The sequence below is a fragment of the Actinomadura sp. K4S16 genome, assembly GCF_008327685.1.
Lineage (GTDB): Bacteria > Actinomycetota > Actinomycetes > Streptosporangiales > Streptosporangiaceae > Spirillospora.
Window position 1 is genome coordinate 138,824 of the sequence record NZ_BDDE01000025.1, and the last position, 14,165, is coordinate 152,988.

Below are 14,165 nucleotides of genomic sequence, written 5' to 3' on the forward strand. Positions count from 1 at the left end.
CTCGGTCATGGACGCCTCAGTCATAGACGGCCTCGATGTGCCAGCGCCCGCCCTCGACGGCGAGCAGGTAGGCGGCGCCGTCGTCGGTGGTGACCTGGAACCGGGCGCGGCGGCGCGCGGCGGCCGGGTCCCACCAGCGCTCGTCCGCGGGCCACGGGCCCGTCCAGCCGGTCACGGCGGCGGGGCGCCCGCGCACGGACAGCGTCGCGGGCGGCGCGGACACCTCGCACCGCGCCGACACCACGACCGCCGCGCCGGACGCGTCGGCCAGCTCGGCGGGCGCCGGGGTGACGGGGACGACCGCCGGCGCGGGCCCGGACACGCTCCCGGGCCACGGCCCCTCCGGCGCTGCGGCGGGCGGCAGGTCGCCGACCGGGACGCGGACCACCCGCTCGCCCGGCCCGCGCCCGCCCACCAGCACGGGCCGCGCGATGCCGTGGTGGCCGAGGAGCGCCTGGATCCGGTCGGCGGCCCGCGCGATCCGGTCGGTGACGGTGGTGCGCCCCCAGAGGCCCTCCTGCCGCCCGAGGTCGGGGACGAGCTGGTCGGGCGCCAGCTCGACCCACGTCACGCCGCCCCAGACTGCCTCGCCGCTCCCGTCCTGCCCGGCCGGCCGGTGGGCCGACAGCTGCCAGCGGACCCGCTCGGCCACGGCCAGCGCCGACAGCCCGTCGTGCCGCCACAGCCGCCGCAGGACGTGCCCGTCGGCGAACCCGACCGCGGCCTCCAGCCGGACGCACGCCAGCCCGGCCGCGGCGAGGCCCTCGTGCAGCTCGCCCGCGAGCCGCTTCGCCGCGAACACGACCCGCTCCGCCTGCTCGGCGGGCGGGTCGAAGCCGGCGCGCACCGACAGGTCGGCCGCGGCGCGGACCGGCGCGAGCGGGCGCGGCTCCTCGCCCCGCGCCAGCCGGTGCGCGAGCGCACCGTCGGCCCCGAACCTGCCGGCGACGTGCCCGGACGGCAGCGCCGCGAAGTCGCCGAGGGTCTTGATCCCGAGGCGCCGCAGCAGGTCGGCCAGCTCCGGCCGGTCGAGCACCGACAGCGGGTACGGCGCGAGGAACGCCGCCGCGCCGCCCTCGGGCACCACGATGCCGCCCTGGCCCGCGCGCGCCGCCAGCTCGGCCGCGAACAGGCCGTCCGCGACGCCCGTCCCGCAGTCGTGCCCGGCCTCGACGACGGTGTCCTGCACGAGGACGCGCAGCGCCTCCTCGCCCCCGTAGAACCGGGCCGGGCCGCGCGCCGGGATCGCGCACAGCCCCGGCCGCACCACCTCCACGCGCGGCGTCAGCTCCGCGACCGCCTCCGCGACCGCCTCGAACCGGCGCCCCTCCGCGTCGGGGTCGCGCTCGCGCACCACCAGCCCGGGGCACCGCCGCTGGGCGTCCCGCAGCCGCTGCCCGCGCCGCACGCCCTCGGCCCGCGCCGCCGCCGAGCAGGCCGCGACCTGCCCCCGCACGACCACGGCCCCCGGCGTCGCCGCGTCGATCCCGACCGCGGTGACCGGCCAGTCCGGGCACCACGCCACGAGGACCCTGGTCACGCGATCCCCTCCTCGACCGCCGCCCGCACGAACGGCGGGGCGCCGGCCGGCCGCGGATGCACGGGCGCGCCCGCGGCCACGGAGCCGGGGACCAGCTCCAGCGGCGGCCGTGCCGTCTCGACCGGCCGGACGGTGCCGTCGGGCGCGGGGAGCCAGAGACTCGCGCGGCGGCCGGCGCCGGGGGCGTCCCGGCCCTCGGCGACCACCTGGACGCGGCGGCCGGTGAGCCGGCCGTGCCCCTCGGCCAGGCCCTCCCAGGCGGGATCCTCCACGCGGAGGCGGAGCCGGGTGCCGGGCCAGTCGCGGGCGAACGCCCCCGTCAGCGTGAGGACGCAGCCGTGCTTGCGGGCCAGCGCCGACAGCCGGCGGACCGCGGCGGCGCCGGGCCGCTCCGGCGGGCACAGCAGGACCAGGTCGACGGCCTCGGCCAGCGCGGCGACCACGTCCGGCCAGCGGTCGCCGGGCTCGTCGACGAGCAGGAGCCGCTCGGGCGCGGCGCCCATGCCCGCCGCGGCCGCCACGCCGAAGCCGGGGAGGCCGACGACGCCGCACCAGCCGCCGGCGCCGTCCTCGCCGCCGTGCCGGGACACGCCCGCGACGAGCGCGAGGCCGAGGGAGGCGGCGCCGGGGCCGTCGAGCCCGACGGCCGAGCCGGGACGCAGCCCGCCGCCGGGGACCACGGTCCGCAGCGCGGGCAGGACCGGCACGGTCGCGTGCGGCGCCGTCCCCGCTCCGGCGCCCTCCAGCGCCGTCGCGAGATCCCGCAGGGCCGCCTCCGGCACGCTCGTTCCTCCTCTCGAACCCTCCCGGATCAATTTCGAACACGAGTTCGACCTCTGTCAAGTTGTCGCAGGTCACACGGGGGAGCCGGGCGGGCCCGAAAGCCTGGTGGGGCAGGGCCTCCCGGCATTTCGGACATGATGGAGGCATGACGAACGACGTGCCGACCCTCGAATGGACGGGCGACGCCCTGCGGCTGCTCGACCAGACCGTCCTGCCCGGCCGGGTCGAGTTCCGCACGGTCCGCGACGTCGACGCGCTCGTGGACGCCATCAGGCGGCTGGTGGTGCGGGGCGCCCCCGCGCTCGGCGTGGCGGGCGCGTTCGGCGTCGCCGTCGCCGTGGCGCAGGCCGCGCGCGAGGGCTGGGACGACGCCCGGCGCGACGCCGCGATCGCCCGCGTCCGGGAGGCGCGCCCGACGGCGGTGAACCTGGCCGCCGGCGTCGACCGGGTGCTGCCGTTCGTGGCGCGGGGCGCCGGCGCGGTGGCGGCCGAGGCCCAGGCCCTGCTCGACGAGGACGTGCGCGGCAACCGGGCCATCGGGGCGCACGGCGCCGACTGGATCCTCGCGCGGGCGGGGGACCGGGCCCTGCGCGTCCTGACGCACTGCAACGCCGGGGCGCTCGCCACCGCCGGCTGGGGGACGGCCCTCGGCGTCGTCCGGGAACTGCACGACCGGGGACGCGTCGAGCTCGTCTACGCGGACGAGACCCGCCCCCTCCTGCAGGGCGCGCGGCTCACCGCGTGGGAGCTCGACCAGGCCGGCATCCCGTGCGTCGTGCAGGCGGACGGGGCCGCGCCGAGCACGATCCTGCGCGGCCTGGTGGACGTCGCGGTCATCGGCGCCGACCGGATCGCCGCCAACGGCGACACCGCCAACAAGATCGGCTCGGTCGGCGTGGCGCTGGCCTGCCGGGAGGCCGGGGTACCCCTGGTGGTCGCCGCGCCGTGGAGCACGGTCGACCTCGCGCTCCCCGACGGGACCGGCGTGCCGATCGAGGAGCGCGAGGCCGAGGAGATCCTCGCCTGGGGCGGCGCGCGGACCGCCCCGGAGCGGGTGGGCGCGTTCAACCCCGCGTTCGACGTCACGCCCGCCCGCCTGGTGACCGCGCTGGTCACCGAGACGGGCGTGCTGGAGGTCTCCGCGGGCGCCACACCCGCTCAGCGGGCGGCCGCGACCGCCCCTGGGGTCACTCCTCGGGCGTGAGGGTGCGGGTGGCGGCGCGCAGGCTCTCGAACAGGCGCGCCTCCTGCGCCCTGGCGGCACGGACGTCGCGGTCGGCGAACAGGGCGTCGTGCAGCCCGGGAAGCCGCTGCGTCGCGTAGCCGGTGTCGATCCCCGGCGCGTAGATCTGGTGCCGGTACCAGGGGCGGCCCGGCAGCCCGGCCCGCGTCAGCAGATCCCGCTCGGTCCGCATGATCTTGTCGTTGAGGCGCCGGAACGCGGCCGTGTCGCCCCGGCGCAGCGCCTCGTCCGCGCGCGCCTGCAGCGCCTCCGCCGCGCGCCGCCAGGCCCTGGCCTGCGCGATGTCGCGCGAGACGTCCACGACGACCGACCCGAGCCGCTTGCGCTGCTCGGCGGTGAAGCCGGCCAGGTATCCGGCGGTCTCCGCCGCGTACGGGCGGTACCGCATCGCGATCACGTCGGCGTCGGCGAGCCGCAGCGTCGCGATCCCGGCCAGCCGCGACATCGCCGCGTGGTACTCCCACGACGGGTCGCCGAAGTGCGCCGTCCAGTAGAAGTCGTCGCAGGAGCAGTGGTAGTTCCCGGGCGAGCCCGGCGACGCGGACCCGAGGTCCATGGCGGGCACTCCATACCGCTGGAAGAACGGCTGGAAGTCAGAGCCGCCGCCGATGCGGTCGATCGGGGTCTCGCCGCCGTTCTGCGCCTTCCACGCCTCGTGCAGCGTCCCGTTCGTGCCGGGCCACCGCACCTCCTTGGAGGCGTCCACCACCGACCGGTCGAGGGCGGGCGTCGCCGCCGCACCGAACCGCGACCCTCCGGCGCCGTCATCGGGTTCTTCTGTGGTGATTCGGCGTTCGTCGGCCTGGCTCACGTCAGGGTCAGTAGGGTGCAGGACGTGGCGCGGCAGGTCAGGCGGGCGTTCAAGTACCGCTTCTATCCCACTGAGGAGCAGGCGGCGGAGCTGTCGCGGACGTTTGGCTGCGTGCGCCTGGTGTACAACAAGGCGCTGGAGGAACGCACCCGGGCTTGGCACGTCGAGCGGCGGCGCATCTCCTACACGCAGTCCTCGGCCTTGCTGACGCAGTGGAAGAAGACCAGGGAGTTTGCCTTTCTGGCGGAGGTGTCGTGCGTGCCGCTGCAGCAGGCGCTGCGGCATCTGCAGATGGCGTTCACCAACTTCTTCGCCAAGCGCGCCGCCTACCCGAGGTTCAAGTCGCGCAAGCGGTCGCGTGCGTCGGCCGAGTACACCCGCAGCGCCTTCACCTGGCGCGACGGCCACCTCACGCTGGCCAAGATGACCGCGCCGCTGGACATCCGCTGGTCGCGTCCGCTGCCCCAGGGAGCGGAGCCGAGCACGGTGACGGTGTCGCGCGACAGCGCGGGCCGCTGGTTCGTGTCCTTGCTGTGCAAGGACATCATTCCTGCGGCCCCGGCCACAGAGAGCGCGGTCGGGATCGATGCCGGGATTACTTCCCTGGTGGTGCTGTCGTCTGGGGAGAAGGTCGACAATCCCCGGCACGAGCGCCGTGACCGCGCCCGCCTGGCCAAGGCGCAGCGGGACCTGTCCCGCAAAGCCCCGGGTTCGGCCAACCGGGACAAGGCCCGCCGCAGAGTCGCCCAGGTGCATGCGCGGATCGCCGACCGGCGCCGCGACTTCCTGCATAAGGTGTCGACTCGTCTCGTCCGTGAGAACCAAACGGTCGTGATCGAGGACCTCACCGTCGGCAATATGCTCAAGAACCGCAAGCTCGCGCGCGCCATGTCTGACGCCGCGTGGCGCGAGCTGCGCTCGATGCTGGAGTACAAGTGCGCCTGGTACGGGCGCGACCTGGTCGTGGTCGACCGCTGGTTCCCTTCCACGAAGCTGTGCGGAACCTGCGGCACGGTCCGCGCCAAGCTGCCGCTGGACCTCCGCGAATGGACGTGCGAGTGCGGCGCGGTGCATGACCGCGATGTGAACGCGGCGCGCAACATCCTGGCCGCCGGGCTGGCGGTGACCGCCTGTGGAGACGGTGTAAGACCTCAACGGGACACCTCCCGGACGGGGCGGTCGTCGGCGAAGCAGGAAACCCGGCGGGCGACCGCTGGAGCCCTTCGCCTCTAGGCGAGGGAGGATGTCAACATGGTTGTCGTGCCGACCTCCCCGAACCCACCCGCCACGCCGCGTCCGGCGGAGCTGGAGGCGGTGCTGGAGCGGATCACCTACGCGAACGAGGACACCGGGTACACCGTCGCGCGCGTCGCGACCGCCAGGAGCGGGCCCGACCTGCTCACCGTCGTGGGCGCGCTGCTCGGCGCGCAGGTGGGGGAGAGCCTGCGCCTGGTCGGGCGCTGGCGTTCGCATCCGAAGTACGGCAAGCAGTTCGAGGTCGACTCCTACACGACCGTCCTGCCGGCGACGATCCAGGGCATCCGCCGCTACCTCGGCTCCGGGATGATCAAGGGCATCGGCCCGGTGATGGCCGACCGGATGGTCTCGCACTTCGGCACCGACATCCTGCGCGTCATCGAGGAGGAGCCGGAGCGCCTCGTCGAGGTCCAGGGCCTCGGCCCCAAGCGCACCAAGCGGATCGGGGACGCCTGGCAGGAGCAGAAGGCCATCAAGGAGGTCATGGTCTTCCTCCAGGGCGTCGGCGTCTCCACCTCCCTCGCCGTCCGCATCTACAAGCAGTACGGGGACGCCTCGATCGACACCGTCCGCAAGCGGCCCTACCAGCTCGCCTCGGACGTGTGGGGGATCGGGTTCAAGACCGCCGACACGATCGCGCAGGCCGTCGGCATCCCCCACGACAGCCCCGAGCGGATCAAGGCGGGCCTGCAGTACACGCTGTCGGAGGCCGCCGACGACGGGCACTGCTTCCTGCCCGAGCCCAACCTCGTCACGGCGGCCGAGAAGATCCTCGGCGTCGGGCGGGAGCTGGTCGTCCCGGCGCTGGAGGAGCTGGCGCGCGAGGAGGGCGTCGTCCGGGAGCCGATCCCCGGGGAGGGGGAGGACGCCGCGACGATCCCAGCCGTGTACCTCGTCCCGTTCCACCGCGCCGAACGCTCCCTGGCCCGCGGCCTGCTGGAGCTGCTCGACGCCCCGGCCGACCGCCTCAAGGCGTTCGCCGACGTCGACTGGGACAAGGCGCTCCCGTGGCTCAGGCAGCGCACCGGCCAGGCGCTCGCCCCCGAGCAGGAGGACGCCGTCAAGCTGGCGCTCACCTCCAAGCTCGCGGTGCTGACCGGCGGCCCCGGCTGCGGCAAGAGCTTCACCGTCCGCTCGGTGGTGGAGCTGGCCGCCGCCAAGCACGCCAAGATCGTCCTGGTGGCGCCGACGGGCCGGGCGGCCAAGCGGCTCGCGGAGCTGACCGGGCACGAGGCCGCGACCGTGCACCGGCTGCTCCAGCTCCAGCCGGGCGGCGACCCCAAGTACGACCAGGACAACCCCCTCGACGCCGACCTCGTCGTCGTCGACGAGTGCTCCATGGTCGACCTGATCCTGGCCAACAAGCTGGTGAAGGCCATCCCGCGCGGCGCGCACCTGCTGCTCGTCGGGGACGTCGACCAGCTCCCGTCCGTCGGCGCGGGCGAGGTGCTGGCCGACCTGCTCGGCGCCGAGGCCGTCCCGCGCGTCCGGCTCACCAGGATCTTCCGGCAGGCGCAGCAGTCGGGCATCGTCGTCAACGCGCACCGCGTCAACTCCGGCGACCACCCCCACACCCGCGGCTACCCCGACTTCTTCCTGTTCCCCTGCGAGGAGCAGGACGAGGCCGCCGAGCTGACGGTGGACGTCGTCGCGAACCGCATCCCGCGCAGGTTCGGCCTCGACCCGCGCCGCGACGTCCAGGTCCTCACCCCGATGCACCGGGGCGCCGCCGGGGCCGGCACGCTGAACTCACTGCTCCAGGAGAAGCTGACCCCGCACGACGAGGCCCGCCCCGAACGCCGCTACGGCGGCCGGGTCTTCCGCGTCGGCGACAAGGTCACCCAGCTGCGCAACAACTACGACAAGGGCGAGGCCGGCGTCTTCAACGGCACCGTCGGCGTCGTGTCGTCCGTCTCCCCGGAGGACCAGTCCCTGACCGTGGTGACCGACGAGGACGAGAGCGTCGACTACGCCTTCGACGAGTTGGACGAGCTCGCCCACGCGTACGCGATCACGATCCACCGGTCCCAGGGCAGCGAGTACCCGGCCGTCGTCATCCCGCTCACCACCGGCGCGTGGATGATGCTGCGCCGCAACCTCCTCTACACCGGCATCACCCGGGCCAAGAAGCTCGTGGTCCTCGTCGGGTCGCGCCGCGCCCTGGCCGCCGCCGTCCGCACCGCCGGCGCCGGCCGCCGCCACACCGCCCTGGCCCACCGCCTGGGTCAGCGGTAGCGGGCCAGTTCCCAGGGGTCGTGGGCGCAGAACACCTCGACCTCGCCGCCGTGCGCCAGCTCCCGCAGCCGCGCCACGTTCGCGAGCCGCAGCTCCCGGTCGACCTCGCCGCTCATCTGGACGAGCTCCATCAGCGGATGCACGACCGGCTCTGGGCGGTCGACCTCCCCGTGGTACATGTACGCGTCGCCCGCGTGCAGCAGCCAGCGGTCGCCGTCGCGGACGGCCACGCCGGCATGCCCCGGCGTGTGGCCGCCGAGCGGGACCAGCAGGATGTCGTCGGGCACGCCCTCCAGCGACCGGACGCCCTCGAAGCCGTGCCAGGTCCCGCCTCCGCCGCCGTCGTAGGCGACCCACTTCGGGCCGTGGGCGAGCTGCGCCGGGGTCTTGCCGCCGTCCGCCAGCTCCGCCTCGAACAGGTGCACCGCCGCGTCCGGGAAGTCGCTGAGCCCGCCCGCGTGGTCGCGGTGCAGGTGCGTCGGGACGACGTGCCGGACGTCGGCGGCCGAGTACCCGAGCCCTTCGATCTGCCGGACGGCCGTCGCGGACGGATCGAGCGTCGGCCCCGCCATCTCCACCCAGTCGTCCAGCAGCCGCTCGGACGGCCGCTCGATGTCGCCGAGCCCGATCCCGGCGTCCACGAGCACGAGCCCGGCCGAGTCGGTCTCCACCAGCAGCACATGGCCCGTGGCCCGCGCCGGCCGCAGCGGGCTCTCCGGCCCGTCGGCCGGTTCGATCTCCCGCATGGGAGCGCAGTCGAGGTGGTGAACGCGCATTGATGCTCCTTAGACCAGGTCGCCGAGCCGGCGGGTGACCTCGTGGATGACGGACACGTCGCGCCGGACGCGGGCGAGCATGACGGCGCCCTGCACCGACGACAGGACGAGCTCCGCCAGCGGATCGGCGCGCTCCTCCGGCACGCCCCATCCGCGCAGGGCCGCCGCGATGCCCCGCTGCCATTCGGCGTAGACGGCGTCGCAGGCGGCTCGGATGGCCTCGCTCTCGGCGGCCGTCTCCAGCGCCACCGTCGCGACCGGGCACCCCTTGGTGAAGCCGGACTCCAGCAGGGCGCGCGCGAAGTGGTCGCCGAGGGCGGCCAGCCCGGCGCGCCCGTCCGGCGCCGCGACGAGGGCCTCGGCGAGCGCCTCGCCCACCGCGCGGCCGGACCGCGCCACCGACTCGGCCGCGAGCTGCTCCTTGCCGTCCGGGAAGTGGAAGTACAGCGAGCCCTTGGGCGCCCCGCTCTCCGCGAGGACCTGGTTGAGCCCGGTGCCGTGGTAGCCCTGCCGCTGGAACAGCTCCGCCGCCGTCCGCAGGACGCGCTCGCGCGTCTCGCCCCGAGGTGTCATGACCCCAAAATAGACCGACTGGTCTATAGATTACAAGTCGGCGCCGGGACGGATCCGCGAGCGGATCGGGCGACCCGAAATGTTTCGAGCTCCTGCCTCAGGCGCCGCGGAACTGCATGCGCAGGTAGGCGTCGAAGGCGCCGGCGCCGAGCAGGCGGCGGGTGTGGATCAGAGCCCTGGCGGCGGGGGTGACCACGTACCGGGAGCGGGGCCGGGCCGCGGTGACGGCGCGTTCGATCACCTTGGCGACCGACTCGGGCGGAGCGGACAGGGCGGCGTTGCGGTAGGAGGCCGCCATCTGGCGGTCCGCGGCGGCGTTGAGAGCGGCGTAGGGGCCGGCGGACCCGGCGGAGCCCGCGAGGGTGTGGGCGGCGGTCTCGCCGAAGGAGGTGCGGATCAGGCCGGGTTCGATCAGGCTGACCTTGATCCCGAACGGGGCGACCTCGAAGCGCAGCGCGTCGGTGAGGGCTTCGACGGCGTACTTGCTCGCGTGGTAGTACCCGCCCGCGGGGAAGACGATCCGCCCGCCCATTGAGCCGACGTTGACGATCCGTCCTCGTCCGGCGGTCCGCATGCCGGGCAGGACGAGCTGGGTCATGCGGGCGAGGCCGAAGACGTTGGTCTCGAACTGGCGGCGCACGCCGCCGAGGTCGGTCTCCTCGATGGTGCCGTACTCGCCGTAGCCGGCGTTGTTGACCAGGGCGCCGACCGCCCCGTGCTCGGCCTCGACCGCGCGGACCGCCGCGTGCATGGACTCGTCGTCGGTCACGTCGAGCGCGAGGACGCGGGCGCCGGTCTCGGCGAGGCCGGCGATCGTCTCGGGGCGGCGGGCGGTGGCGTAGACGGTCAGCTCGGCACGGGCGGCCAGCCGCTCGGCGGTGGCCCGGCCGATGCCGGAGGAGGTCCCTGTGATCAGGACTGCGGTCGTCATGGCTGCTCCGAGGTGAGAGGTCGCTGCTGGGTCAGGCCCGCCACGAGCAGCGCCACGGCATGGCGCAGCCGTCGGGTCGGGGCCTCGGGGTCGGTGAGGTCGGCCTCCAGGCCGCGCGTCAGGGCGAGGAGGAGTTCGGCGAATTCGGCGGCGTCCGCGTCCGGGGCGCCGGTGCGGACGGTGGCGGCGAGCAGGTCGCGCATGGCGGTGTCGTAGGACTCGATCAGGTCGGCGGACAGGCGGGCGTCCTCGCCCAGCAGTTCGGCGGCGTGCGCGGGGCTGTCCTGCCACAGGCGCAGTGCCAAGCCGAGCTTGGCCTCCAGCGCCGCGGTGAGCCGCGCCGCGAGCCCTTCGCCGGACTCCGCGCCGAGCCGGGCCTCGGTCAGGGCCCGCTCCAGTAGCCGCTCGGCCAGGCGGCGGAAGGCGTCCTGCTTGTTGCTCACGTGCTGGTACACCGCCGCGCGCGACATGTCCGCCTCGCGGGCGATGTCGTCCATCGTGGTGCGCCGGACTCCATGCCGGGTGAAGCACGTGTACGCGGCGTCCAGGATGGGTTCGATCCTCGCGTCTGTCACTCTGACATTCTATGCACAAAATGTCAGAGTGACATGCATGGGCGCGAGGGAGTGGCCGACGGCGGTGGGGAACTGTCCGGACGGAACGGCGGAGCGCGCTTGAGCGCGGTCAGCCCGCTTCGGGCGGCGGGGCGGTGCTCTTGCGGACGACCAGGCTGGTCGACAGCTCCATGCGGGTGGCGACGGGCTCGTCCGCGCGGACGCTCAGGATGATCTGGGCGGCGGACTCCGCCATCTGCCGCAGCGGCTGGTGGACGGTGGTGAGCGCCGGGCTGGCCCAGGGCGCCACCGCGACGTCGTCGTAGCCCACCACGGAGAGGTCGTCCGGGACCCGCAGCCCGTGCACCCGCGCGGCCTCCAGCACGCCGAGCGCCTGCAGGTCGCTGCCCGCGAAGATCGCGGTCGGCCGGTCGGGCCGGGCGAGCAGCTCCGCGGCCCTCTCGAACCCGCCCTGGACGTGGAAGTCGCCGTAGGCGACGAGGGACGGGTCGACCTCCAGGCCCGCCATGCCCATCGCCGACCGGAACCCGTCGAGGCGTGCGACCGAGCACAGCATGTCGGCCGGCCCGGTGATGATCGCGATCCGCCGGTGCCCCAGGTCGATGAGGTGCCGGGTCGCGGCGAGGCCGCCGGACCAGTTGGCCGAGCCGACCGAGGGGACGTCGGGGTCGGGGTCGCCGGCCGGGTCGATGATGACGAACGGGATCGACCGGGACCGCAGCCGCTTCTTGTCCTGCGGCGCGAGGCTGGAGAAGGTCAGCACGACGCCGAGCGGGCGGCGCCGCAGCACCCCGCCGATCCACTCGGGGCCGGGGGAGTGGCGGGTGCCGCTCTCGGTCAGCACCAGGCTCGCGCCGTTCGCCTTCGCGACGCTCTCCACGCCCCGGATCAGCTCCATGGTCCACAGGCTCTCGATCTCGTGCAGCACGAGCTCGATCAGCGGCGCGTCCGTCGCCATCCGGGAGCCCCGCTGGTAGCCGTGCTGCTCCAGCAGCCGCTCCACCCGCAGCCGCGTCCCGCGCGCCACGTCCTCGCGGCCGTTGAGGACTTTCGAAACCGTCGAGATGGAGACGCCGGCCTGGTCCGCGACCTGGGCCAGGGTCACCCGGCCCGCCCCCTCGTCCTGCTCCATGCCGGCAAGCATAGGGATTTCGCCCGACGCCCCGAAACTTGCCGTCAGCGGAGCGCGGCCCGCAGCGCCTCCATCGCCGCGGCGATCCGCTCGCGCGGCTCCGCGGTGCGGACCAGCCCGTCCTCGCCCACGTCGGGCCGGGTCACCGGGATCCGCGCGCACGCGGCCTCGACGATCTCGGCGCCCGCGTAGCCGAGCACCTTGCGCAGCGAGGCGTGCGCGTCGCCGCCGCCCGTCGGAGCCGACGGGGAGGCCACGTTCAGCCAGGCGGCGGGCTTGCCGTAGACCTCGCCGCCGCCGATCGTCCAGTCGAGCAGGTTCTTGAACGAGCCGGGCAGCGCGCCCGCGTACTCGGGGGTGCAGATCAGCAGCGCGTCCGCGGCACCGATCGCCGCGCGCAGGCCCGCGACGGCCGGGTGCAGCGGCTCGCGGTCGTCGTCGGGGTTGAAGTGCGGCAGGTCGCCCATGCCGGGGTAGAGGGTCGCCTCGGTCCCGGGCGGCGCCACGGCCTGCGCGGTGCGCAGCGCCGCCTCGTTCGTGGACCCCTTGCGCAGGCTTCCGCACAGCATCAGCACGTTCGTCACGATCACCAGGTTACGGTCAGTCCTCGACGGTCAGGCGGTCGAGGCGCAGCCCGGCGAAGGCGTCGGCGGTGACGCCGCGGACGCGTTCGGACCAGACCATGTGGTCGTGGTGCGCCCACAGCGGCATCGCGGGCATGTCGCGCAGCATCGCGCTCTCGGCCAGGCGCGCCGGGATCACGCCCTCCTCGGGGGTGACCGCCCGCTCGGCCTCGGCGACGAGACCGGCCGTGTACTCGTCGTCGAACCCGGTCCCGGCGTCCAGGAGCGGCGTCAGCGCGGCGACGGGCGCGGGGTAGGCGGCGGTCGTGTGGACGGCGAAGGGGCCGTCCACGTCATGGGAGTCCAGGGCCTTGCGCAGGTCGGCGACGGGGTGGGGGCGCGCGTCGAGCTTCAGTTCCTTGCGGAGCTGGTCCGCGACCGCCTTCACCCAGGCGTCGTCGCCCCGGCCCGCCTCGTACCAGAGGTTCAGCGGGCCCTTCAGCCCGCCCGCGTCGGCCAGCGCGGCGACCGCCGCCTTGGAGTCGTGGACGCACAGCCGGCACTGCCCCTCGCGGCGGCCGGGGCGGATGCCCGGGGCGACGAGCGAGTCGGCGGGGGAGTACTGGTGGCCGAGCGGCCCCTCCGTGACGGCGGAGCGGTCGATCGCCATCGACAGCGCCGACCGGACCGTGGGGGACGACAGCCGCTCCGCCCAGGCCGGGAACGCCAGGTAGGCGGCGTCGCGGCCGGGGACGGCGAGGTGCCGGTCGCCGAAGTCGGCCTCCATCGTCTCGTGCCGGTCCGCCGGCACCGTCGTGGCGACGTCCAGGTCGCCGGAGCCGGCCGCGGTGTACTGGCGCTTCGCCTCCGGCATCGCCTTGACGACCACGGACCGCCCGTCGCCCGAGCGCCGGCTCAGGACGATCTCCCGCGCGCTCCGCGACCGGAGCCGGAACGGCCCGTTGCCGACCGGGGCGCGGCCGTAGGCCGCCCAGTCGCGCGACGCCAGGACGCTCTCCGGGACCGGGAAGAACGCGGGGTCGCCGAGAAGGGCGGGGAAGCCGTTGAGGGGGCGGTCCAGCGTCACCTCGAAGGTCCGCTCGTCCTTCACCTTCAGGCCCGCGACCCCGTCCTCGCCCGCTCGGGCGCCCTTGATGTGCGCGACCTCGGTGAACAGCCGCGACCCGGCCCAGCCCTCGCGCAGCACGGCCGTCCAGGCGCCGGTGAACGAGCGGGACGTGACGGGCGAGCCGTCCTGGAACGTCGCTCCGGGGCGGAGCCGGACCGTCCAGACGCGCCGGTCCGGGCTGGTGACCGACTCGGCGGCGGCGTTCACGGGCGCGCCCGTCTTCGGGTCGTAGGCGACCAGGCCCGTCCACACCGCGTTCGCGATCATCCGGCCGGAGGCGTCGCGGACGTCGCCGGGCAGCAGCGTCGCGGGGGCCGGGGCGCCGACCGAGATCCGCGGATCGGCGGGTTCGCTCCACGCCTTCAGGGCCGCGACGGGCGCCACCAGCACCGCCACGGCCCCGGCGACCAGGGCGGCGGTGCGGGCTGAGCTCTTCAAGGGCCACTCCCGGGAGCTGGGCGGGCGCCGCCGGGCCGGGACGGCTCCGAGGGCCGGGGCGGCCCCCAGGGGAGGCTAGACCACGATGTCAGGTCCCACCAGTCCTTACGGTGCTGAGTCCATTTCGTGACCCGCGGGCCTGTTGATCACCTCGGCGGCGCCGGTCACACTGGCGCTTG

Annotated in this window: 13 protein-coding genes; 3 read left to right on the forward strand and 10 right to left on the reverse strand. The window is 74.9% G+C overall.

Going from position 1 to position 14,165, the window contains the following annotated elements; translation table 11 throughout:
- Positions 1–16: 16 nt before the first annotated feature.
- Both K4S16_RS37510 and K4S16_RS37515 read right to left on the reverse strand, forming a co-directional pair.
- Entirely contained in the window at positions 17–1,540 is a 1,524-nt protein-coding gene (locus K4S16_RS37510; RefSeq protein WP_149263834.1) for a DNA polymerase Y family protein, read from the reverse strand.
- Complete coding sequence (locus tag K4S16_RS37515; protein ID WP_235037330.1) at positions 1,537–2,322, reverse strand: hypothetical protein; 786 nt, start codon at positions 2,320–2,322, stop codon at positions 1,537–1,539. The genes K4S16_RS37510 and K4S16_RS37515 overlap by 4 nt, the downstream gene beginning before the upstream one ends.
- Before the next feature lie 146 nt (positions 2,323–2,468).
- On the opposite strand from K4S16_RS37515, the gene mtnA reads away from it, so the two are divergent.
- A complete protein-coding gene (mtnA, locus tag K4S16_RS37520) occupies positions 2,469–3,527 on the forward strand; it encodes an S-methyl-5-thioribose-1-phosphate isomerase (protein ID WP_149263835.1) in 1,059 nt (352 codons plus the stop codon).
- Here the strand turns inward: mtnA and K4S16_RS37525 are convergent.
- On the reverse strand, positions 3,511–4,377 hold the full coding sequence (locus K4S16_RS37525; protein WP_149263836.1) for a transferrin receptor-like dimerization domain-containing protein: 867 nt from the start codon (positions 4,375–4,377) through the stop codon (positions 3,511–3,513). The two genes, mtnA and K4S16_RS37525, sit on opposite strands and share 17 nt — an antisense overlap.
- A gap of 24 nt (positions 4,378–4,401) precedes the next feature.
- On the opposite strand from K4S16_RS37525, the gene K4S16_RS37530 reads away from it, so the two are divergent.
- Both K4S16_RS37530 and K4S16_RS37535 read left to right on the forward strand, forming a co-directional pair.
- Complete coding sequence (locus K4S16_RS37530) at positions 4,402–5,610, forward strand: RNA-guided endonuclease TnpB family protein (RefSeq protein ID WP_149263837.1); 1,209 nt, start codon at positions 4,402–4,404, stop codon at positions 5,608–5,610.
- Between the two features lie 27 nt (positions 5,611–5,637).
- Positions 5,638–7,869 carry an ATP-dependent RecD-like DNA helicase gene (locus K4S16_RS37535; protein WP_375708363.1) on the forward strand — a complete coding sequence of 744 codons (2,232 nt, stop codon included), beginning with the start codon at positions 5,638–5,640 and terminating at the stop codon, positions 7,867–7,869.
- Here K4S16_RS37535 and K4S16_RS37540 read toward each other — a convergent pair.
- The 7 genes from K4S16_RS37540 to K4S16_RS37570 form a co-directional block, all read right to left on the reverse strand.
- Complete coding sequence (locus K4S16_RS37540; RefSeq protein WP_149263839.1) at positions 7,860–8,645, reverse strand: MBL fold metallo-hydrolase; 786 nt, start codon at positions 8,643–8,645, stop codon at positions 7,860–7,862. The two genes, K4S16_RS37535 and K4S16_RS37540, sit on opposite strands and share 10 nt — an antisense overlap.
- Before the next feature lie 9 nt (positions 8,646–8,654).
- Complete coding sequence (locus K4S16_RS37545; protein WP_149263840.1) at positions 8,655–9,218, reverse strand: TetR/AcrR family transcriptional regulator; 564 nt, start codon at positions 9,216–9,218, stop codon at positions 8,655–8,657.
- Between the two features lie 97 nt (positions 9,219–9,315).
- Positions 9,316–10,149, reverse strand: coding sequence for an oxidoreductase (locus tag K4S16_RS37550; RefSeq protein WP_149263841.1), 834 nt, complete (start codon positions 10,147–10,149; stop codon positions 9,316–9,318).
- Entirely contained in the window at positions 10,146–10,724 is a 579-nt protein-coding gene (locus K4S16_RS37555) for a TetR/AcrR family transcriptional regulator (protein ID WP_149263842.1), read from the reverse strand. Before K4S16_RS37555 ends, K4S16_RS37550 begins: the two co-directional genes overlap by 4 nt.
- A 109-nt stretch (positions 10,725–10,833) precedes the next feature.
- Positions 10,834–11,856, reverse strand: a complete 1,023-nt coding sequence (locus K4S16_RS37560) for a LacI family DNA-binding transcriptional regulator (RefSeq protein ID WP_149263843.1) — start codon at positions 11,854–11,856, stop codon at positions 10,834–10,836.
- 44 nt (positions 11,857–11,900) lie between these two features.
- On the reverse strand, positions 11,901–12,440 hold the full coding sequence (locus tag K4S16_RS37565) for an NADPH-dependent FMN reductase (RefSeq protein ID WP_235037331.1): 540 nt from the start codon (positions 12,438–12,440) through the stop codon (positions 11,901–11,903).
- Between the two features lie 16 nt (positions 12,441–12,456).
- A complete protein-coding gene (locus tag K4S16_RS37570) occupies positions 12,457–13,986 on the reverse strand; it encodes an ABC transporter substrate-binding protein (RefSeq protein WP_149263844.1) in 1,530 nt (509 codons plus the stop codon).
- Positions 13,987–14,165 lie beyond the last annotated feature (179 nt).